The 20,897-nt window shown below is 60.4% G+C and carries 17 protein-coding genes; 7 read left to right on the top strand and 10 right to left on the bottom strand.

Annotation, left to right across the window (positions count from 1 at the left end; all coding sequences use genetic code 11):
• Window positions 1-5: 5 nt before the first annotated feature.
• Complete coding sequence (locus HYZ49_16075) at window positions 6-1,604, bottom strand: CHAT domain-containing protein (GenBank protein MBI3243803.1); 1,599 nt, start codon at window positions 1,602-1,604, stop codon at window positions 6-8.
• A gap of 26 nt (window positions 1,605-1,630) precedes the next feature.
• The gene (locus HYZ49_16070) at window positions 1,631-2,158 is read right to left on the bottom strand and encodes a hypothetical protein (GenBank protein ID MBI3243802.1); all 528 of its coding nucleotides are present in this window, start codon (window positions 2,156-2,158) and stop codon (window positions 1,631-1,633) included.
• A gap of 108 nt (window positions 2,159-2,266) precedes the next feature.
• Here HYZ49_16070 and HYZ49_16065 point away from each other — a divergent pair, with 108 nt between their 5' ends.
• Window positions 2,267-3,745 carry a hypothetical protein gene (locus HYZ49_16065; GenBank protein ID MBI3243801.1) on the top strand — a complete coding sequence of 493 codons (1,479 nt, stop codon included), beginning with the start codon at window positions 2,267-2,269 and terminating at the stop codon, window positions 3,743-3,745.
• Window positions 3,746-4,122: 377 nt separating this feature from the next.
• Here the strand turns inward: HYZ49_16065 and HYZ49_16060 are convergent, their stop codons facing one another.
• On the bottom strand, window positions 4,123-4,713 hold the full coding sequence (locus HYZ49_16060; GenBank protein MBI3243800.1) for a sigma-70 family RNA polymerase sigma factor: 591 nt from the start codon (window positions 4,711-4,713) through the stop codon (window positions 4,123-4,125).
• A 225-nt stretch (window positions 4,714-4,938) separates the two neighbouring features.
• Here HYZ49_16060 and HYZ49_16055 point away from each other — a divergent pair, with 225 nt between their 5' ends.
• The 5 genes from HYZ49_16055 (at window position 4,939) to HYZ49_16035 (ending at window position 11,144) form a co-directional block, all read left to right on the top strand.
• On the top strand, window positions 4,939-5,268 hold the full coding sequence (locus HYZ49_16055) for a hypothetical protein (protein ID MBI3243799.1): 330 nt from the start codon (window positions 4,939-4,941) through the stop codon (window positions 5,266-5,268).
• 15 nt (window positions 5,269-5,283) lie between these two features.
• Entirely contained in the window at window positions 5,284-6,780 is a 1,497-nt protein-coding gene (locus tag HYZ49_16050; GenBank protein ID MBI3243798.1) for a hypothetical protein, read from the top strand.
• Between the two features lie 160 nt (window positions 6,781-6,940).
• Complete coding sequence (locus tag HYZ49_16045) at window positions 6,941-8,257, top strand: hypothetical protein (protein MBI3243797.1); 1,317 nt, start codon at window positions 6,941-6,943, stop codon at window positions 8,255-8,257.
• Between the two features lie 21 nt (window positions 8,258-8,278).
• Window positions 8,279-9,700 (top strand): hypothetical protein, encoded by a 1,422-nt coding sequence (locus tag HYZ49_16040; GenBank protein ID MBI3243796.1) that lies wholly within the window; start codon window positions 8,279-8,281, stop codon window positions 9,698-9,700.
• Window positions 9,693-11,144, top strand: coding sequence for an SPFH domain-containing protein (locus tag HYZ49_16035; GenBank protein ID MBI3243795.1), 1,452 nt, complete (start codon window positions 9,693-9,695; stop codon window positions 11,142-11,144). Before HYZ49_16040 ends, HYZ49_16035 begins: the two co-directional genes overlap by 8 nt.
• Before the next feature lie 43 nt (window positions 11,145-11,187).
• Here the strand turns inward: HYZ49_16035 and HYZ49_16030 are convergent, their stop codons facing one another.
• The 6 genes from HYZ49_16030 to HYZ49_16005 all read right to left on the bottom strand — a co-directional run bounded on the left by HYZ49_16030 (window position 11,188) and on the right by HYZ49_16005 (window position 19,431).
• A complete protein-coding gene (locus tag HYZ49_16030) occupies window positions 11,188-12,567 on the bottom strand; it encodes a phosphomannomutase/phosphoglucomutase (protein MBI3243794.1) in 1,380 nt (459 codons plus the stop codon).
• Window positions 12,568-12,663: 96 nt separating this feature from the next.
• Window positions 12,664-14,061 carry an orotidine-5'-phosphate decarboxylase gene (gene pyrF / locus HYZ49_16025; protein MBI3243793.1) on the bottom strand — a complete coding sequence of 466 codons (1,398 nt, stop codon included), beginning with the start codon at window positions 14,059-14,061 and terminating at the stop codon, window positions 12,664-12,666.
• A 75-nt stretch (window positions 14,062-14,136) separates the two neighbouring features.
• Window positions 14,137-15,072: an aspartate carbamoyltransferase gene (gene pyrB, locus HYZ49_16020; GenBank protein MBI3243792.1), complete on the bottom strand. Its 936-nt coding sequence runs from the start codon at window positions 15,070-15,072 to the stop codon at window positions 14,137-14,139.
• A 59-nt stretch (window positions 15,073-15,131) separates the two neighbouring features.
• Window positions 15,132-16,274, bottom strand: a complete 1,143-nt coding sequence (locus HYZ49_16015) for a dihydroorotase (GenBank protein ID MBI3243791.1) — start codon at window positions 16,272-16,274, stop codon at window positions 15,132-15,134.
• Window positions 16,275-16,561: 287 nt separating this feature from the next.
• Entirely contained in the window at window positions 16,562-19,078 is a 2,517-nt protein-coding gene (locus HYZ49_16010) for a RecQ family ATP-dependent DNA helicase (protein MBI3243790.1), read from the bottom strand.
• The gene (locus HYZ49_16005; GenBank protein ID MBI3243789.1) at window positions 19,075-19,431 is read right to left on the bottom strand and encodes a single-stranded DNA-binding protein; all 357 of its coding nucleotides are present in this window, start codon (window positions 19,429-19,431) and stop codon (window positions 19,075-19,077) included. Before HYZ49_16005 ends, HYZ49_16010 begins: the two co-directional genes overlap by 4 nt.
• Before the next feature lie 49 nt (window positions 19,432-19,480).
• Here HYZ49_16005 and msrP point away from each other — a divergent pair, with 49 nt between their 5' ends.
• A complete protein-coding gene (gene msrP, locus HYZ49_16000; GenBank protein ID MBI3243788.1) occupies window positions 19,481-20,425 on the top strand; it encodes a protein-methionine-sulfoxide reductase catalytic subunit MsrP in 945 nt (314 codons plus the stop codon).
• A gap of 43 nt (window positions 20,426-20,468) precedes the next feature.
• Here msrP and HYZ49_15995 read toward each other — a convergent pair.
• Window positions 20,469-20,897 (bottom strand): squalene/phytoene synthase family protein (locus HYZ49_15995; protein MBI3243787.1); only part of this gene is annotated, 429 nt, incomplete at its 5' end.

The following is a 20,897-nucleotide window of genomic DNA, read 5'->3' as shown; positions in this document are numbered from 1 at the left end:
AATTGTTATCCGCGTTCCACTTTTGCCTTGTCGCCAACTTTGGTCAACGTCAACCCGGCGCCGCTGATTTTCTCTGCCAGCTTGGTGACGGCCTCATCGAACATATCAGGGGCTATCACCCCTAGCATGTTGATCAATTTTTCCAACCGGCCCGGATCGGCTTTCTGGCCTTTGGCCGCTTCTTCATACACTTTGGCGATCTGATTCTGCAAATCTTTGTTATCTCCAGCAGACAGTCCAAGCGCCCCTGTCTTGAGGTTCATCTGTACTTTCCAATTGATCAGTTCAGTGAGCAGGTTGGTGGCGGCCAGCGGGTCGGCCTTGCCAATGTTGACGTTGGCATTATCGCCTGCCATCACAAGGTTACTGTTGTCACCAGTCGTGATTTTCTTCCCTCCTGTGATATCGCCCTGGAAGCCGCTGATATTGCCGGTGATGGTAACACCGCCTTCACTGATATTTGTCACATTGTGAACCACCTGCGGCGTTGCTTTGGCTTCAGCTTGCTTTTTCTCTTCGGCCTCAGCCTCAGCATCCTTCCATAGCCGCCCAGTGTCCGAGCGGAAGAACAGCACCGGCGTAGCGAAGCCGCGTGAGTCGGGATACTCGTCGTACAGAATCCCGCGCCCCCGGGCCACGGCGGTGTCCACTTCACCGGCTTCGGGGCCGATGCACAGCGAGCGGTAAAACGCTTTGCCAAACTGCGTCGCCATCCGGTCATTGAAGTCCCACTGCATGGCTAATACGGCAGGCACGCCCTTCTTGGCCACCTGCGGCGCAACACCGGCCAGCGCCTTGGCCGACGAGCGGGCCGCGCCCCGGCAGGCGTTGAGCACCACCAGCCGCACGCTCTCGCGGTTGCGGAAGAACCCGGAAAACGTTTCGGCCCGAACCGGATACTCGTCGCCGTACTCGTCGTTCATTTGCAGGCTGGCGATGTCGTTCTTGAAGTTGCCGTGGCCGATGAAGTGGATGATGTGATAGTCGGCCTCGCCCAGCGCGTCGCGCACCCGGTCTGTCGTCACTGCGCCCTCCAGCCAGGTGAGTTGCAGAGACTCGCCCAGCCCGGCCACGGCGGTGTCGAGCGCCTCTTTCTCTTTGTCCACGTTCAGCCCTGAGCCTTGCGGGATGATGCCCAACATCCGAAGCGGCTTGGCGGTCGTCAGGTCGCGCTCCGGCACTTTCATTTCCAGATAGCGGGTGATGGCGTTCTGAGATGAGATGGAGAGCGGATCTTCGTCGGCGCTCAGGCGGGCCAGTTCCCACGGCAAAACGTTCAACTCGTCCGGCACGAGTCGGAGTTGCAGGCGCACGCCGGTCTTGGTTCCGGTTTTGGTCTGCGCCTGGGCCGCGCCGACTAAACTGTTGAATAGTTCTCTGACTTCGCCGTTGATCAGCGCGTCCCCCAATTGCTGGCCGAACTCGGCCAGGCCGCGCCCGATCAACTCTTCGCCGGCAATCGCCTCAATTGCTTTTGCCAGTTCCGGGCTGGCCGGGTCGAGGGGACACAGACCTCGGGCCTGCCCGAGGCTGGAGTCGGCGGCCACCGGGTAGCCGTTCGGGCCGCGCAGTTCAATTTTTAGATCGAGGTCAAGAAAATTCATTGTGATACCTCCAAAAAAGTTGAGTGCTATTTGAATAGCCGTCGCCACCATCGTTGGAAGAGATTTTCTGAGGGTGGAGGTGGGACGGGAGTGGTGATGAGAGGAGCGGTTGGCGTGGGCAAGTCCGGCGGCGTGGCAGGCCCGGCAGACACGGCGGTTTCGCCGCCGATGGCAACAACAGAGCCTTTGCCCGCTGAAAAAATATTCCCGGTTGTCGCGATCATGTCTCCGCCTACAACATCGCCCTTCATGATCGTGATCTGCGCTCCGCGGCCAATATAGATTCCGCCGCCGGTCTTGTTGGCCTCGTCGGGTTGTCCGGTCTCAGAATGCGTTACCTTGCCGCCGACGATCATGTTCCCGCCGACAACATTGCCGTCGTCAACAACAAGGCGACTCCCTTCTTCCAAAGTAATGCCGCCGATTTGTCTGGCCTCGGGCACGCGAAAGGGCGTGCCGCAGTGGTGGCAGACAATGGTTTCCCCTGGAATGGCGGCTTCCCCGGTGAGCGCCGCGCCGCAATGCGTGCAAGTCAATTCCTGCAAATCGGACATGGTTGCCTTCCTTGAGAAGTGGGGCTAAACTCTCGTTATTCTAGCACCGCCGACGACGCCGTCAAAGCAGATAATTATCGTCCGCAAACCGCCGGACAGGAGGCCGACATGACCGCTCCCCTCACCCTCGCCGACGAACGTGGCCTCAAAGGCCTCAGCCTCGACAGCCGCGTGCGCCAATTGTTTTACAGCCTGCCGCCCGAAAAATTGAAAGACCTGGCGCAACGTGTCCCGCAGGAAGCCCGCAACCACCAATTGATTTACGTGCGCGACGGCAAAGAGGATGTGATCAACATTCTCTTGCGCCCGCTGGCCGTCATGCCCGACCAGGTCGCCTACTTTCACGTCGTCTCGCTGGCCATTGTCAACGCCCTCAAGCGCCTGCCCGACCTTTATATCCAGGATTTCGCCATCCGCGAAGTGGTGCCACTCCAGCCCGACGAAGAAAAGTTCTTATGGGACTGCTGGCACCAGAGCCATCGCGAGAACAACCCGGTCTTTGGGCGGCTGGATGCGATGGTGGACTTCACCAGCCCGATGTGGAAAGACTCGCTCAATTTTGTCGAGCCGAATCTGTCGGGGGTGGGCGGGATTCATCTTGTCCCCAACTGTGAACAGGTGCTGGCCGACACTGTTTTACCCACCTTGCAGGAACTGGCCCCCGACCTGCACCTGGAACCCGGCCTCGACCTGCGCGAGATGTTTATTCAGGAAATGCTTGACCATCTTGAATACATTGGCCGGCCCGAGGGCGCCATTTGTTTTATTGACCCCAAGTATTCGGGCGACGGGCCGATTGAGCTTGAACCATTGATGGAATATTACCGCGAGACGCGCGGCCTCAACGTCGTCCACGCCGACCCGTCGGAACTCTACGTGCGCGGCGGCGAAGTGTGGCACGAAGACACGAAGGTGGACGTGGGCTATCGCGATTACGAAATGCGCGACCTGCTCTACATGGAAAAAGAAGAGGGCCTCGACATCCGCCCGATGAAGATTCTCTTTCGCGAAAACCGCATCGTCTCGTCGCTGGCCGGCGACTTCGATCACAAGTCCACCTGGGAGATTCTCACCGACCCGCGCTTCACCGAAAAGTATTTCACCGCCGACGACCGCCGCTACTTCAAGCGCCACGTGATGTGGACTCGAGTCGTCAAAGACCGCCGCACCACCGACCCCGACGGCGACCCGATTGATCTGTTGGAGTTCATGCGCAAGAATCAGGATATTCTAGTGATGAAGCCCAACCGCTCGTACGGCGGCGACCGCATTCTGCTTGGCCCGCTGATGGAAGAGAGCGACTGGGAGGCCGCCATTCAGTCGGCGCTTCATAGCGACGAAGACTGGGTGGCCCAGCGGCTGGCCCGGATCAGCGTCAACGAATTTCCGGTAGTGGCCGCCGACAGTTCGGTTCACGTCGAGCCGTTTTACACGGTGATGGGCTTTGCGCCGACCAAGTACGGCGTGGCCGTGCTGGGCCGGGCCTCACAGAAGCAAGTGGTGAACGTGGCCCAGCGCGGCGGCATGTGCGCAGTGCTGGTGGGGCGCTACGGCAAAGCCCTGCACGGGCCGGGGCGGGCGCGCTGAACAAAGCAGACTTCCGAAGTCCTCAAAGCACCCCCCGAAGGGACGGAACGAAGTGAGCGAGACTTCGGAAGTCTTTTTAACGGCACAAGCCCGGCTAAAAACCGGGCTTGTGTTTTGCTCCCAACCGAATGGACATCAATTGCTGTTTGCTCCAAGAAAGATAAGCCCTCGCCTCAAATTCCGCAGAAACCCGGGGCGCTAAAGACAGAGTCTCTATATAAATAAAATGCGATTGAGTTTCATCTCACCAACCACAAAGGCAGAAAGCTGTCGCCTTATGCCCTTGTGGTTATTGATGAGATGAACGCCGAAGCCCGCCCCTTCCCTCCCCTGCTAGTGCTTTTCAGCGGGGGAGGGAAGGGGCGGGGGCCAACAAGCTAACCTAAAATGTTCTGCAAGCTCACCAAAGCGCGGCGCTTGTGTTGCCGCGCCAGCTCTTCGGTAATCTCCAGTGCTTCTGCAATCTCGGCCATGCGCTCGCCCTGAATGTATCGCTCCAGCACTTGCCGCCTGCTGGCCGGCAGTTGAGCCAGCCCGTGTTGCAGAGCTTCATGCTCCTGAGCGCGCTCGAACACGTCTTCAAGCTGGCGCTGATCCGAGTCAGCGGGCAGGTATTCTTCCGGGACCTCACCGGTCTCAAAAAACCTGTGAGGTCTGTAAGTACGCCGCCGGGCCTCACGAATCTTGTTCCAGGCAATGCCTTTGACGTAGGCGGTGAACGGGATGCCCTCGCGATATTCGTAGCGCCCGCGTTCCACTTCGAGGTAGGCAGTGATCAGCGCGTCCTGTAAAATATCCTCGTCAGGCTCGGCGGTGTCGTTCCTGGCGCGAATGAACTTGAGCACTGATTCGTTGCCGACGCAGGCGTGCCACTCGTTCCAGGCGTGAGTGCGATCTTGCGGGTCGGGGTTAACGTCCGGCAGGAGCCGCTTCACCAGGGCTTCGTCGGACGGCAGATATGATCTCATCGGCGTGGTCCTTTCTTGGAGCAAAGCTTGGTTCCAACGAAGGTGCAGTGATGTCTATTCGGTTGTTAAAGTGCGTGGGGCCGCCGCGCGGCTCTGGCCCCGATATGAGTTAATGCAACTCAGCCACGATTTGTGACAGTTGCGGGGCGGGGATTATATCATCAGTTTTCAGACACTTGGTGTCTGAACGGCTCGTGACCGGCTCGTGTGTAGAATGATGACGAAATGACTGAGAGACGCCCCAACAAAGCCGGCTACGTTCTGGCCGCCACCCTGCTTCCCCTGGCCTTTTGCCTGGCCCTGGCCGGCGGCGTCCTCCTCAATCAACTCTGGTTGCCGCAGGTGGCCCTGGCCTCGAAGCCCGGTCACCTGGCCAAAGTGTGCGTCTCGGTGCGCCTCACCGGCGGCTTCCGGGTGGCAACCTGGTGGGGGCCGGCCATCAGTGGCCGCACCGGCAAACCTTACCAACCCTTCATCCAGACGAATATGGCCTGTGGCCTGGCCCCGTGGTTGCCCGCCTTGCCGCGCAACGGCAATTTGGAGTCGTCGGAGTGAAAGAGGCGAGATGTATTGGCAAGGTATAATCGCCGCATGCGCCGCTGGTGGCCGTTCCTTTTCATCCTGCTTCTTTGCCTGCCCGCCACCCTGCCTTACTGGGGCGGCGACATTCCCCGAAGCAACGATTCGCTTTCACACCTCTACCGCGCCTTCCAGCTTGATCGCCTCGTCCGGGCCGGGGTCTTCTTCCCGCGCTGGGCGCCCGATCTGGCGCACGGCTACGGCTACCCCATCTTCAACTACTTCGCCTATCTTTCGCATTACGTCATCGTCTTCTTCCACCTGCTCGGCCTGCCACTGCTCTCGGCGCTTCGAGCCTCTTACATCACCGCCCTGTTAGCGTCAGGCCTCAGCACTTTCACTCTGGCCCGCGACTTTGCCGACGGTGACGACCGTGCCGGTCTGGTGGCCGCCGTGGCTTACGTTTACAGCCCGTACGTCCTCTACACCGCCCACGTGCGCGGCGGCCTCCCCGAAAATTTCGCCCTGGCCTTTCTGCCGCTGGCGCTGTGGGCCGTTCGCCAGGCGTTGAGGAGTCACCACGAAGACTCGAAGGCACAAAGAGACACGAAGAATTTATTGGTGAATCTTCGAGACCTGGCGTCTTCGTGGTTCAAAAGCTCGTCTGCTGTTTATGCCTTCCTCGCCGCGCTGGCGATTGCCGGCTTCATCTTCTCTCACGCCGGCATGGCTCTGCAATACCTGCCCATTATCAGCCTCTTCGGCCTTTGCGTTCTAATCGCTCGGTGGCGTGAAATTCACCCTTTCACCTTGCCACCCCTTCACCCTGTCATCTTGTCTTCTCACTTGGGCTTTTGGCTCTTGGGATTTGGAATTTTATCTCTGGTTTTCACCCTCGCCCTCTCCCTCACCGCCTTCCTCTGGCTCCCCACTTTCACCGACCTGGCTTACGTTCAGTATGGCATTGCCTTCGCCCGAAGCGGCGCAACTTACACCAACAATTTCTTTCAACTCGGCGAACTCTTCACTTACCCGCATCTGCCGGTTTACACCGACGTTCTCAACCCGCCGCTGGTGCGCTCCCTGCCTCTGCTCGCCAGCGCCCTGGCCGTCGTCGGCCTGATTCGCCTGCGCTCGTTCAGCCCCGCCCGCCGCGCCGACTACGTTTCCCTCCTCGCCCTCTTTGCCCTCACCAGTTTTCTGATCCTCGACCTCTCAAAACCTGTCTGGGACAACATAACCCTGCTCCAGCGCTCGGTTCTCCCCTGGCGGCTCCTCGGCCCGGCCTCGCTGTTCGCCTCAGCCCTTGCAGGGTTGGCAGTGAGCAGTGGGCGGCGGGCAGTGGGCATTCGTCATTTGTCATTTGTCATTCGTCATTCGTCATTCGCCATTGCTTCATTGTTCATTGCCTCAGCCCTCCCCTTCCTCTTCCCGCCTGGCGAACCTGCGCCTGAACAGCCCACCCTGGCCGACCTGGCCCGCTACGAAATCCCGACCTTCATCGTAGTATCGTTCGTTCTACTTCCCCGGCTGGGAGGCGGCTCTTGACGGAAACCCTCTCAGCCTGCGCCCGACTGACCCGAACGGCCTCATCGCCTTCGACCTGCCCGCCGGCGAGCATACACTTGAGATTCGGTTTGGCTCAACGCCGGTGCAGAAGGGGGCGAGTCTTACATCTGTTATTAGTTTATTGGTTATTGGTTATTGCGTGGCGCGTATTGCGTATCAGCGCCGAAAAGCAAAGAGCGAGACCTCGGAACACACGCCGCCTTTCACGTTTGACGTTTGGCGGTTGTTGTTTGGCGCTGTTCTCATTGCCTCATTGTTCATCGTTTCATTGTTCATTTCCAAACCCGGCCCGCCCGCCACTCAACACCCCCTCAACCTCGACTTCGGCGGCGAGTTGACTCTTGTCGGCTACGATCAATCCAAAATCCGAAATCAAAAATCCGAAATCAATCTGGTCTGGCAGGCCCAACATCCTCTTGGCGTGCCTTATGGCATGAACATCCGCCTGGTGGACGACCTCGGCCTGATCTGGAGCGACACGAACATTGAGCGCCCGCGTGACTGGCGATTCTTCCCTGGCACTCACGTCTGGATGCCCGATCAATTCATCTACGACAGCTACGTGCTCAAGCCACTGCCCGGCGCGCCGCCCGGCGCGTATCACCTCGAAGCCATCGTCTATCGCGGCGACACCCTGCAGGCGCTCTCGGTTCAACGAATCGGCGAGTACGTGATTGAGCGCCCGACGAACCTGCCGCCTGCCGAGCCGCTGGCGAACCTGAACGGCCTGGCCCTCATCGGCCTCCAGGCCGACCGCGAAGCCGCCGCGCCCGGCGAGCCATACCGCCTCACCCTTCGCTGGCAGGCGGCGTCAGCCTCGTTGACCGATCAGGGCTTCAAGCTGGAACTGATCGACTCGACCGGCGCGGTTGTTCACGCCATCGCCGAACCGGTTGCGCCGAAGTACCCGCCTTCAAAGTGGGTGGCCGGAGACGTGCTCGATCAGCCGGTCGTCTTCAGGCTCCCGGCCCGCTTAAACAGCGGCGGCTACACCTGGCAACTCAACGGCAATATCAAGTTGCCGGTTGCACTCCAGGTCAACGCCCCGGATCGAGTCTTCACTCCCCCGGCCCTGTCCTCGCAACTGAATGTCGAACTGGGCGACTCGATCTCGTTGTTGGGCTACAACCTCACCACGTCCGGCAGCGAAATCAAAGTTGAGTTAGTCTGGCAGGCGCGAACCGAAATGGCTGAGTCGTATCGTGTGTTCCTGCATTTGCTGGATGCGAACGGCAACCTGGTGGGCCAGTCGGACGGGGAACCCGCCAACTGGACGCGGCCCACGCCGGGCTGGCTGGCCGGGGAGGTGGTGGCCGACTCGCGGACGTTGACCGCGCCCGGCCCCGGCGAGTTCAGGCTGAGGGTCGGGCTGGTGGACGAGGCTGGAAACCGGCTGGCGGCGGCGGGCTGGCCGGAGGGGGCGATTGAGTTGGGGACGATTATCCTTGCGCCGTAATTTGAAGTAAAATCCAAAGGCATGCAACCACAGCTACCTTTTTACCGTCGTCAATGGTTCCGCATCGGCGCGCCCGTGACCTTTGTCTTGGTGGTGTACGCCCTGATGCACTTCCGCCAGCCGGATGAAACCCTGGCCGGCTGGATGGTGGACATTCTGGGCTTTGCCATGCTGTTCCTCGGCACGCTGGCCCTGGCCTCGCAGTACATTTTGCCGGTGAGCACCGCCAAAGAACGACAGGGCGCGGTTGACCGGTTGTTCACCTACGTGCTTGGCGGGCACGGCCCGATTGTGTTTGTGCGCGACGGCGAACTGGTGGGGAGCGCCGAAGAATTGAAGCGCAAGGGCGCGGGCGTGATGTTGATTGACGCCGCCAGCGCGGTGGTGCTGGAAAAGGGGCGCAAGTTTTCGCGGGCGGTGGGGCCGGGCATTGCCTTTGTGGCTTTTGGCGAGCGCATCGCCACCACGCTGGATTTACGCAAACAGTCGCGCTCACAAAGCGCCCAAGCCCTCACCCGCGACGGGATTGAGATCAAAGCCGACGTGTCGGTGGCGTTTGCCCTTGATCCGGGCAATCAGGCGTCGTTGCGCGACACTCGCGACGAGAACGACTTTCTGGGGCAAACGCCGGTCAAGCCGCCTTACCCCTTCAACGCCGACAGCGCCTTCAAGGCCTTTTACGGCGAAGCGATTGCCGAGAAAGAAGCGATCAAGTGGATTGACCTGCCCGCCATCGTCGCCGTCGAACATTTCCGGGATCAGGTCAGCCGCCTGACCCTCGATAAACTGTTTGAGATCCATGACCCGGGCGCGACGCCGCTAGCTACCCTGCAAAGTAATTTGCGGAACGAAGTGCAGTCTGCGCCTCTGCTCCGGGCGCGCGGCATCAAAGTGTATTCAGCCTCGGCGGGCAACATTGAACTGCCGGAGGCCGTCATCCGCCAGCGCATCCGGGCCTGGGCCGTGACCTGGCAAAAGGAAATATTCAAGAAGCTGGCCGACGCCGACGTGAAGATAGAAAAGATCAAAGAGCAGGCGCGGGCTGAGGCCCAGCACGAAATCCTGGACGAATTCCGGGATGTGTTCAATGATTTCAAAGAAGGCTTCAAGCAATCGGTCTCGGCCCAGGAGGGCGCTTTGGTAAGCCAGCGCGATTTTACCCAACGGCTGGTGAGCGCCCTGAATAAAGTGGCCGGCGACCCGGTGACGCAAATGCTGGCCCCGGGCAACACGGTGCGCCAACTTTCGAATTTGCGCCAGTGGGTGGGCTTGCAGGAGTTGGCGCTCAAGCCGCAAATGATCGGCCAGCAGGAGGCGGCGGAAGAAACGACCGAGATTGTGGCCGAGGAGGCCGAACCAACAGAGGCGGCTGAACCGTCCGAGCCGGCTCTACAGGCCGTCGACGCGAACACGGACGAGGTTGAAGGAGGCCCACGTGAGTAGCGCGCCTCCGCCTGCCTCAAAAAGCTTCACCCGCTCGGCGCTGAAGTTCTTCTATCAATTGATTGACGGCGATCACGAATGGGCCGACCGCCGGGCGATCCTGCTCTTCATCGCCGTCAACATCTTCGCTCTCATGGGACGGGCCACCGAACAAATTACACCGTGGGAGCCGCTTCAACCTTATTTGAATACGCTACCCGCGCCGCTGGCCTCGGTCTTTCATTTCTTCATCTCCCTCTTTTACTTCCAATCGCTTCGCCACTTCCTGCCGCCCCTGGTGGGCTGTGTGCTGGCCGTCCTATTGGCCTCGAACTACGTGCGCGACCTGTTCGAGTTGCCCGACCTTCAGACCGGCTATCGTTACCTTACTGCTTCCATGTTCGGTTGGGATTATCCAAGCATCAACATCAAAGAGGGCGGCTACGAGGTGACGGAAAAAGCCAAGCCGGGACTGGGCCAGCAGGAGAAGGCCGAGACCAACCCCATTCCGAAAATTGGCGGGCCTGGTTTCGTCAGCATTGCGCCCGGCAACGTGGCCCTCTTCGAGCGCATGGGCAAGCCGTCCAAGATCGCGGGCGCGGGCAAACATTTTATTGGCCGCTTTGAGGCGTTGCGCGAAGTGCTGGACTTGCGCGATCAGTTCCGCTCACGTGAGCAAGTGAAGGCGGTGACCAAAGACGGCGTGCCGGTGACGGTGCGCAACACGCAGGTATCGTTCCGGGTGCGGACGGGAAGCCGCCGCCGCGAGCGCAAGCCCGATGAGACTTATCCTTTTTCGAGCGCGGCGGTGAGGCGCATTGCCTACGGTAAAACCGTCGGCGCGCGGGGGCCGTCGGTCTGGACGGATGGGGCCATCAACACGGTGACGGGTTCCGTTCGGAGTTATATCAGCCGGCTGACATTCGACGAACTCGTGTCGCGTGACGGCGCGCCGGGCAGTTCAGCGCCGGGCGCTGGCGCGGCCACACCACCGGGCAAGCCGCTCGACCCGCGTGAGAAAATCAAAGCCGAGCTGAACAACGACGCCAGCTATGTGAAATTTGCCGACATGGGCATTGAGTTGTTGTGGGTGAGTCTGGGCCACCTGGAAACACCCAGGGACGTGATTGAGCAACGCATCGAGGCCTGGGAAGCCGACTGGCAGGGCGAAGAGAAGATGAGGCAAGCTGAAGGCGAGGCCTACAAGATGCGAGCCATGGAATACGCTCGCGCCGCCGCCCGGCTGGAGTTCATCGAGCGGATCACAGCCAACCTGCCCAACTCGCCGGACGCCGTGCCCTCGGCAGAATTCATTCTGGTGCAGTTCGGCGAAGCCCTGAGTAGCACTATCAAGTTGGAAGAAAAGTTAAGCAGCGCATCTTTAGGGTTTGGGATAGATGAACTGTCGTTGCTCAAAATGATTGGCAAGCAAAGACCGCCGACGGCAAAAGTGATTGATGGTTAAAATCAACTTCGGAAGTCCGCTTCGCGAGACTTCCGAAGTCTTTTTATCCGCGAATAATCGCCAGCACCTCGTCGCGTTTCTGTTCCATTTCCTCGCGCGTCTTCGCCTCCAAATTCAAACGCACCAGCGGCTCGGTGTTTGAGGCTCGCACGTTGAAGTGCCAGGTCGGGTAAGTGACCGAGATGCCGTCCATCGTGTGCTGTTCGGCGTCGCCGTACTTCTCAGTCAGCTTCTGCAACACGCCCTTCGGGTCAGCCACCGTCGAGTTGATCTCGCCGGAAATGAAATACTTGGCTTCTAATGCTTGCAACAACTCAGACATTTTGAGGCCCTTCTTCGATAGCAATTCCAGCAATATCAGTGACGGGACGATGCCAGAGTCGGCGTAGAAGAAATCGCCAAAGTAGTAGTGGCCGGTCACTTCTCCGGCAAAGACGGCTTGCTCGTCGGCCATGCGCCGTTTGATGAAGGCGTGGCCGACTCGCTCCATCAGCGGAATCCCGCCCGCCGCCTCGATCAAATCCACCACCGCCCACGAGGCCCGCACGTCGTACAAAATCTTCGCGCCCGGATATTTCTCCAACAGGTACTGGCCCATGATGGCGGTCAGGAAATCGCCGGGGATGAACTGACCGCGATCGTCAATGGCAAAGAAGCGGTCGCCGTCGCCGTCGAAGGCAAAGCCGATGGCCGCGCCCTCGCTCACCACCCGCGCCTGAAGCTCGGCGCGGTTCTCCGGCTGGAGCGGGTCGAGGCCATGATTGGGCAGGTTGCCGTCGGGGTCAAGATAAAGGCCGACGAGTTGAACCGGCAGGTGCTTGTAGACTTCCTGCAGGATCGGGCCAACCATGCCGTTGCCGGTGTCCACCACCACTCGTAACGGGCGTAAGGGCGATTGTAAGGGCGATTGTAAGGGCGATTCATGAATCGCCCCTACGTCAATGATGGACAGCACCTTCTGCACAAACTCCTCTTTGAAATCCTGGGGAATGATCTGCCCCTTGCGAGCCGGGGCCGGGAAGGCCTCGCTCTCCACCAGCTTGCGCAAATCCTGAATGCCGGCGTCGCCGCTGAGGAGGTACGGCATCTTCTTCACCATTTTGAAGCCGTTGTAGGCTTTGGGGTTGTGCGAGGCGGTGACCATCATGCCCGGCAGACCGAGTTTGGCGCAGGCAAAGTAATACTGGTCGGTGCTGACCATGCCGATGTCCAGCACGTCCGCGCCCTGGTCGGTGAGACCGCGGGTGACTTCGGCGAAGAGCGACGGCCCGGAGAGGCGCATATCGCGCCCGACGACAACTTTGTCGGCGCTGAGAAATGTGGCGAAGGCGCGACCGATAAAATAGGCGGCCTGCTCGTCGAGGTCGGCGGGGTAGATGCCGCGAATGTCGTAGGCTTTGAAGATGCCGGGGTTGACGTGCATGGAAATTGCTCCAGAATTGGGATGGCTGTATTCTATCTCAGAACACGGATCGGCGGAATTTAAAGGCTCGATCCGTTAAATTCCGCCGATCCGCTGTTATTGTTTGAGAAACGCCTTTGCCTCCTCAAACTGCGCTTCGCTAATCGCCCCGCTCCGCCTCCACTCGTCGAGCAAGCTTCGCAGGCCGGCAACGGCGTGATAGTTGTAGCCGCGCGCTTTGAGGTAGCTACCCGCGCCCTGCTCGCGGTCAATTAGCACCACGATGTCGCGCACCTTCAGCCCGGCGGCCTCAAGCCGCTGGATTGTCTCAATCTTCGTCTCGCCCGTCGTCGCCAGGTCGTCAATCACCACGGCGGTTTCGCCGGCGTTGAAGTCGCCCTCGATGCCGGCCTTCGTGCCGTATTCTTTCACCTCGCGGCGCGGGTAGATCAGCGGTCGCCCCATCTCTAGAGCAATCGCCGTCGCAATCGGCAGGGCAGCATACGGAATTCCAACTAAACGATCAAACTCCAGTCCGCGTAAAATCTTGGTGTAGGCCTGCGCCGCTCGCCGCAAGATCGCCGGGTGTGACACCAGCCGCCGCAAGTCCAAATAGATCGGCGACGTTTGGCCCGACTTGAGGGTGAATTGGCCGAAGCGGATGCATTGGGACGAGATAAGGTCGGATGCAAGAGAGGACAAGATGACAGGGTGAGAGGGTGACACGGTGATCGTTCGACGGAGTGTATTGATGTGATCGCGAAAATGTTGAGCGGCCTGGGCAGGGTCAGGGGCCGCCGCCACTGCTCGTGAGGCGTTGATCAACATCCCCAGCCCGTCAACGCGCAGGCCGGCCTTCAATGCCGCTTCAAGGTCGCCGCCCTGCGCGCCCACGCCGGGGACGAGGAACCACAGGCCGGGAGCAAGAGCGCGAACGCGAGCCAGGGCTTCAGAGTCGGTGGCCCCGACGACGAGGCCGACGTTGCCGTTCGCGTTCCATTGTTGCGCGCGTTCTGCAACATATTCATACAACCGTAGGGGCAATTCATGAATTGCCCCTACAACGGGCAACGATTGAATTTCGTCCGCGCCAGGGTTCGACGTTTTGCATAGCACGAACACGCCGCGATCCGGGCGGCTGAGGAAGGGCGCGAGCGAGTCGCGGCCAAGATATGGGTTGGCGGTGATGGCGTGCGCGCCCAGTTCGTCGAACGTCGAGCGGGCGTAGGCTTCGGCGGTGTCGGCGATGTCGCCGCGTTTGGCGTCGAGGATTACCGGGATGTCCGGCGGCACGTGGGCGATTACCTCTTTGAGCGCAACCCAGCCTTGCGGGCCGAGGGCCTCGAAGAAGGCGGCATTGGGTTTGAAGGCGGCGGCGAAGGGCGCGGTCGCATCAATCAACCGAAAACACATCTCGCGTGCGGCAGAGGCCGAGTCAGTTCGCGGATCGAGTCCAACGCACAACAACGAGTCGGCGGCGCGGGCGCGGGTGGTGAGAAAGTCGAAGAAGTTCATGATGGGATTGACAAGATGGCAGGATGACAAGGTGACAAGGTGATCGCCTTGTCATCGTGTCATCCTTTCATCTTGTCAGGCTTTGCCTAACACCAATGCCAGCAGGGCCATTCGCACGTACATGCCGTACTGCACCTGGCGGAAGTAGGCGGCGCGGGGGTCGCTATCCACGTCGGTTGAAATTTCGCCGACGCGCGGGAGCGGGTGCATGAGCACCATGTGATCCTTCGCCGTTTTCATTGTATCAGGTGTGATCACGTAAGCGCCTTTCACCATCTCGTACTCGTCCAAATTCTCGAAGCGCTCTTTTTGCACCCGGGTGACGTACAGCACGTCGGTCTCGCGCAAGTGGCCGTCGAGTTCGCGGTGCTCGGCTTGCGAGACGCCTTTCTCGTTTAGCTCGGCGATGATCTCCGGCGGCATCCGCAAAATGTCGGGCGAGATGTAATGCAGTTTCGCGCCGAAGAGGGCGAGCAGGCGGGCCAGCGAGTGGACGGTGCGGCCAAACCTGAGGTCGCCCAGCATGGTGACGGTGAGACCGTCGAGGCGGCCCAACTCTTCGAGGATGGTGAAGAGGTCGAGCAGGGCCTGGGTGGGGTGTTCGCCGATCCCGTCGCCGGCGTTGATGATGGGCTTGCGGGCCGCTTCGGCGGCAATGGCGGCTGAACCAGTCTCGGGGTGGCGGAGGACGATGGCGTCCACGTAGGCTTCGAGGGTGCGCACCGTGTCGGGCAGTGATTCGCCTTTGGAGACCGACGAGTATTTTACGTCGTTAATCTGAATGAGGCTGCCGCCGAGGCGCTGGATGGCGGCGGCGAACGACGACGAGGTGCGGGTGGACGGCTCGTAGAACAGGTTGGCGATGAGTTTGCCTTTGAGCAGGTCGAAGGCGCCAACGCGCTCGGCCATGGCCCGCATTTCTTCGGCGACGCCAAAAATCATTTCGATGTCGGCGCGATCAAATTGTTTGATGGACAGGATGTCTTGCATGTAGAACTTGCCGCCGCGCATTTCGCCGAAGGGCAAGTGCGGGCTGACGGTGCGGCGGACGTTGGCGGGGATGAAAGTGGTCATTTGTTTTCTCCTTTTGGGTCAACGGATTGAACGGATTTATCGGATTGGGGTTTTGGTTGTTGGGATTTGGGATTTTGTGTGATGTCTTTGCCTATTCCGGGTTGAGCGAGGACGTTGCCATGCTCGTATGCGACCTGGCCGCGCAGGACGGTGCGAACGACGCGGCCACGAAGCGTTTGGCCTTCCCACGGACTCCAGTGGCAACGGGTGAACAGTTCTTCAGGGCGCACGAGCCATTCGAGGTCGGGGTCAACTTCGATGTAAGTGTCAGGTTGATCGGGCAGGTGGAAGATTCGTTTGACGTTGGTGTGCGTTCGCAGAGAGATGTCGTCGAGCGTGAGGCGACCATCATGAACCGCGCCGAGCAACAAAGCCAATGCGGTTTCGAGGCCGGGGAAACCGGGAGGCGGGTTGGCGGATTCTTTTTCGGCGCGGGTGTGCGGCGCGTGGTCGGTGGCGAAGCAGTCAATCGCGGCCAGGTGTTGCCAGAGCGCGAGGCGATCTGAGTCGAGCGCGAGGCGCGGGCGGACTTCGGCATAGCCGCCGCGCAAGCCCATTGCCTCCGCGCTTTCAGCAGTGAGGAAGAGGTGATGCGGTGTCACTTCACACGTCACGTCGAGGCCGCGATCTTTGGCGGCGTGGATCAGTTCGATCTCGTCTTTGCGGCTGACGTGGCAAATGTGGACGGCGCGCCCGGCGAGTTGAGCGACGAGAATGGCGGCGGCTACTGTTCGCCCCTCCGCGTGAACGGCCAGCGGTTTGTTAGCAGGCCAGCGTTCCATGTGCGCCATCAGCGAGCCGAGGTCGTCTATGCGAAGCGGGCCGAAGGTTTGGTCGAGATACATCTTGAGGCCGCATGTTTGCGGCGCAAGCCCGGCGGCAGTTTCAGTGTTGACGTCGCCCGCGCCGAGGTAGAGCCCGTAGTCGCAACGCGCGCGGGCGCGCGCGGCGGCCTGATATTGCACCAACGAGTCGGAATCGGTGACGGGCGGATCGGTGTTGGGCATGGCCAGCACGCAGGTGTAGCCGCCGGCCAGCGCGGCGGCAGTGCCGCTGTCCCAATCCTCTTTGTGGGCTTGGGCCAGATCGCGGATGTGAACGTGCGGGTCGCAGAGAGGGGGAAGTTTGAGCAGGGTCATTTTCTTTCACCACGAAGGCGCGACCCCGCAAAGAGAAGTGGGGCAGGCGGACGCGAAGGTAATTGTGTGAAGAGAAGATTCTTTGCGCACTTTGCGACTTCGCGGTTCAATCGGCAACAGGCAAAAAAAGAGAGCCTTTCGGCTCTCTCAATTTCAAATATAAACATTGGCGAAAAAAACGAAACGCTCACTGCCGGGCAAATTGTCCGGCAAAGTGAGCGTGAAGTGATGTCGTAATCGAGTGTTCATGTTGACCGCGCTAGATTTTACGGAAAAGCGGGATCGAGTCAAGGGCCAGATCGGATGAGCGACAACACTTCTTCGCCGTATTGTTCGGCCTTTGTCTGACCGACGCCGCGCACGGCTTCCAGCTCTTTGAGAGATTTTGGGCGCGCGGCGACGATGGCATGTAACGTCTGATCCCAGAAGATGACGTAAGGCGGCATCTTGAGGGCGCGGGCTTTCTCCAGCCGCCAGGCGCGCAGGCGCTCAAAGAGACCGCCGCCGTCCGCGCTAGCCGCCGATGTTTGAGGGGTCGGGGCGGCGGCAGACGGTTCGTGTTCTCTCAACCACGCATTCACCACACACCTAATCTGGCCGTAGTCAATCGTGTCGGGCAAATGAGCTTTGAGCGCCGAAAGTTGTTGCACCGAACCGACGGTTTCGATCACCGAACGAATTTGCTTCTGGATGTCGGCGGGGACGACGGCGTTCACATCCACCTGCCCGGCGGCGATGAGCGCGCCGAGATGCGAATAGACCGTGCCGACGGTGAGGCCGCGCTCGGCGGCGATTTGCTCCGGGCTGAGGCCGCGCGCCAGCAGTTGGCCGCTGAGGGCCACCGTGCCGCCAGCCTCGGTTTTGGCTTTTTGCCTCTGCGCTTCCACGGCCTGCACCGGGCGCAGTTCAACGTCAATGGCCGCTTTGGCTTTGAGGGCCGACTCGCCGCGAGCCGTGAGTTTGAGCGTAGGCCGATCACCGCCCACTTGTTTGACGTAGCCCGATTCCAGCAGTTGGCTGATCAGCGATTCGATCTCTTTCAACTTGAGGGCGGTGAATTTTCCGAAGTTGCGGTTGGCTTTGTACTCCGGTCGGGCCGACTCTATTTTCAAATCGCCTTTGAGGACTTGCGCCAGCTTGCCTTTGCCAACGTCCCATTTCAAAGTGGCAATCGTGTCGAGGACGATCAGCGCCGCCCGCTCGGCCTGCGATTGCGCCGGGCGGGCCGGGGCGGCCTCGGCGGTTTCGGCGCGAGAGAGGCAGTTGTCGCAACACGCCGGCGCGGCGGCGTCCCCGGAGTCGCCAAAGTGGCGGAGCAGAGTCTGGCGGCGGCACGCCCCGGTCTCGGCATAATGAGTCATCAGTTCAAGCTGGTAACGTTTGTGCTCGCGCCGCTCGGCCACTTGCTTGGCAATGGCGCTCAAAGTAGCATCAGGAAGCGGCAGAACTTCGAGCCGCAATTGGCCGAAGAATTCGTCGGCGGCGCGGCGGATGGCATTGGCGGCCTGTAGTTGTTCGAGGGCGACGCGGGTTTTGACTTGAGGAAGCTGAGTGGCCTGTTCGATCTCGCTCAGGCTGGCGGCGACCAGAGGGCGGGCGAGGGAGTCGCCGTCCCAGGTGGTGACCCTCACCCCCGGCTCCTCCCCTGTCGCGCCCTTCGACTGCGTTTCACTCCGCTCAGGGTGCGACAGGGGAGGGAGGGAGCGGAGAAAGTTGTGAACGGTTCGCAACTCAAGGGCTGAGGGCGAATCGTTTTCGATGAAGAATTCGTGGAGGGCGGCGTCTCTGGGCGAGTAGAACAGCACGACGCGGGCGGGGAGGCCGTCGCGCCCGGCCCGGCCCGCTTCCTGGTAATAAGCCTCGAGCGTGCCCGGCATCGAGTAGTGCAGAACAAAACGCACGTCGGGCCGGTCAATGCCCATGCCAAAAGCATTGGTGGCGACGATGAAGGGCAGGTCGCCGGCCAGAAATGAATCTTGAATCTGCGAACGAGTATCACTATCCAGCCCGGCATGATAATGCTGAACCGGAAGCCCCAGGTCGCCGATGAAGGCGGCCACTGCCTCGGCCTCGCGCCGCGTGCCAACGTAGATGATGCCGCCCGCTTCGTTGGAGGCGCCCTCAACGGTTTGCAGGAAGTCGCGCAGGAGTCTTTGCTTGGCCGCCGACGAGGGCGCGGAGAAAACTTCAAAGGTGAGGTTGGGGCGGTTGAAGCCGGTGATGATCTTTTCGGCGCGGGGCAGGCCGAGTTTGACGATGATGTCGTCCTGGATGCGCGGGGTGGCGGTGGCGGTGAGGGCGAGGGTGAGCGGCGGGTTCAGTTCGCGCCGGGCCTGAGCCAGATGAAGATAGTCCGGGCGGAAGTCGTGGCCCCATTGCGAAATGCAGTGCGCTTCGTCCACAGCCAGAAAGCTGAGGTGGACTTTGGCCAGGGCTTCGCGAAAGGGACGGTTCCGCAGACGTTCGGGCGCGATGAGGATGATTTTGTATTTGCCGCCGGCGATGTCGCGCAAGCGTTTGGCCTGTTCGGCAGTGGTGAGGCTGGAGTTGATGAAGGTAGCCGGGAGGCCGCGCCGGGTCAGGCTATCCATCTGATCCTTCATCAGCGCAACGAGGGGCGAGATGACGAGGGCCGTGCCGGGCAGGATCAGCGCCGCCAGTTGATAGATGAGCGACTTGCCGGAGCCGGTGGGCATGACCACCAGCGTGTCGCGCCCGGCCAGGGCGTGCTCAAGCGCGGCTTCCTGCCCGGGCCGAAATTCGGGGAAGGCGAAGTAGTGGTGGAGGGCGTCGCGGGGAGTCACGACTCGGCTTCTTCACCCTCGGCGGCCACGTCCTGCTCTTCGGGCTTGCGGTCGAGCATTTGCATCTGCCGGGCCACAACTTGAGTGCGATAGTGGGTCTCGCCTTTGTCGTCGGTCCAGCGGTCGGTTTTGAGGCGACCGGCGATGTAAACCAGCCGGCCTTTGGCGAGATATTGCTGGCAAACTTCGCCCAGCCGATCCCAGGCTTCGACGAGGAACCAGTCGGCCTCGGTTGCGCCGCGCCGGTTGACGGCCAGGGTGAAGTGGCAGACCTTCTTGCCGGTCGGCGTGAAGCGGGTCTCCGGGTCTTTGCCAAGGTTGCCGATGAGTTGAACCTGGTTGAGAGCGGGCATGAGGGCCTCCTTGAAGTTGTGATGAGGTGTATTATACTCTCACCCAGAAATGATAAAAATTCCGTCGTCTGAAATCACCCCCGAGCACGTTTATCTCTCGCGGCGAGAGTTTCTCAAAGAGATGGGCCTCGCCGTGGCCGGCTCATTCCTGTTGAGCGCCTGCGGCGCGACGGACTCGCCCCACGTGGACGACGGTGAAGCCGCCTCCGGTTTGGCCGACGAGTTGGGCGACCCGGCCACGCCCTACGAAACAATCACCGGCTACAACAACTACTACGAGTTCTCCACTCATAAGGAGACGGTCGCCCCTTCGTCCAAAGACTTCCAGACATCGCCGTGGACGGTGCAAGTCGGCGGGCTGGTTAATAACCCAAAGACTTACGACCTGGACGACCTTCGCCGGGCCTTCGATCAGGAAGAGCACATCTATCGCCTGCGTTGCGTCGAAGCCTGGTCAATGGTCATTCCCTGGACGGGATTCCCGCTGGCGAAGTTGCTCAAGGAAGCCGATCCTAAAACCGAGGCCAAGTTCGCGCGTTTCGAGACGCTCTACGACCCGGCGCAAATGCCGGGCCAGAAGAGCGGCTGGTACGCCTGGCCTTACGTGGAAGGTTTGCGGCTGGATGAGGCGATGAACGACCTGGCGTTGATGGTCACCGGACTCTACGGCAAAGACCTGCCGCCGCAAAATGGCGCGCCGCTCCGCCTGGCCGTGCCGTGGAAGTATGGCTTTAAAAGCATCAAGGCAATTGTGAAGATCGAACTGGTGGAGGAGAAACCTATTTCACTGTGGATGGCCGCCGCCCCGCGTGAGTACGGCTTTTATGCCAACGTCAACCCCGAAGTGGATCATCCGCGCTGGTCGCAAGCCACCGAGCGCCGCCTCGGCGAGCTTGAACGTCGCCCGACGCTAATGTTCAACGGTTATGAAGAAGAAGTGGGTTATCTCTACGAAGGCATGGACTTGCGCCAGGACGTGAGCGGCAACTATTAGCAGTGACGCCTGACTGCTTCGCCTTCTAAATGTTTTGCAACTGTCACTCCGCCACCGTGCTCAACTGCCGGTAGTAGTGATCCAGCCACAAGTTCGACCAACCCCATAACGTCGAGTCGCGGACGATGCGTGTGACTTCTTCGCGGCTGATTTTGGCTTCGCTCTCCAGCACGCTGTGATTCTTGCGGCTGATGGCCAGGGTGCGCACGGCGAACATGAGGGGAAAGATGCAGAAGAGGCGGATGCTGTGCTGCCAGGGCGGCAGGGCCTTGAGGTAAGTCATAGCCGCGCACAGGTGGCGCTCGGCCTTGTCGGCCAGCATGTCGAGCACCTGGATGGCTTCGGCGCGATGTTCAGGGCGAAAGAGGTCTTCGCGTTTGATGTTGACAGCGGCGCAGAATGTCTTCGGCACAAAAATCCAACCGCGCTTGTAATCCTCGCGCAGGCCGCGAATGACATTCACGGTTTGCAG

Source organism: Chloroflexota bacterium (assembly GCA_016197225.1).
Classification (GTDB): domain Bacteria; phylum Chloroflexota; class Anaerolineae; order Anaerolineales; family VGOW01; genus VGOW01.
Note: the sequence above shows the minus strand (reverse complement) of the source record. Positions and strands in the feature narration are given on the sequence as shown.

What these genes read in the sequence shown, in the direction of transcription:
- HYZ49_16075 (MBI3243803.1), bottom strand. Translation starts at nt 1,604, where the DNA reads ATGAATTTTCTTGACCTCGATCTAAAAATTGAACTGCGCGGCCCGAAC.
- HYZ49_16070 (MBI3243802.1), bottom strand. Translation starts at nt 2,158, where the DNA reads ATGTCCGATTTGCAGGAATTGACTTGCACGCATTGCGGCGCGGCGCTC.
- HYZ49_16065 (MBI3243801.1), top strand. Translation starts at nt 2,267, where the DNA reads ATGACCGCTCCCCTCACCCTCGCCGACGAACGTGGCCTCAAAGGCCTC.
- HYZ49_16060 (MBI3243800.1), bottom strand. Translation starts at nt 4,713, where the DNA reads ATGAGATCATATCTGCCGTCCGACGAAGCCCTGGTGAAGCGGCTCCTG.
- HYZ49_16055 (MBI3243799.1), top strand. Translation starts at nt 4,939, where the DNA reads ATGACTGAGAGACGCCCCAACAAAGCCGGCTACGTTCTGGCCGCCACC.
- HYZ49_16040 (MBI3243796.1), top strand. Translation starts at nt 8,279, where the DNA reads ATGCAACCACAGCTACCTTTTTACCGTCGTCAATGGTTCCGCATCGGC.
- HYZ49_16030 (MBI3243794.1), bottom strand. Translation starts at nt 12,567, where the DNA reads ATGCACGTCAACCCCGGCATCTTCAAAGCCTACGACATTCGCGGCATC.
- pyrF (MBI3243793.1), bottom strand. Translation starts at nt 14,061, where the DNA reads ATGAACTTCTTCGACTTTCTCACCACCCGCGCCCGCGCCGCCGACTCG.
- pyrB (MBI3243792.1), bottom strand. Translation starts at nt 15,072, where the DNA reads ATGCGCGGCGGCAAGTTCTACATGCAAGACATCCTGTCCATCAAACAA.
- HYZ49_16015 (MBI3243791.1), bottom strand. Translation starts at nt 16,274, where the DNA reads ATGACCCTGCTCAAACTTCCCCCTCTCTGCGACCCGCACGTTCACATC.
- HYZ49_16005 (MBI3243789.1), bottom strand. Translation starts at nt 19,431, where the DNA reads ATGCCCGCTCTCAACCAGGTTCAACTCATCGGCAACCTTGGCAAAGAC.
- msrP (MBI3243788.1), top strand. Translation starts at nt 19,481, where the DNA reads ATGATAAAAATTCCGTCGTCTGAAATCACCCCCGAGCACGTTTATCTC.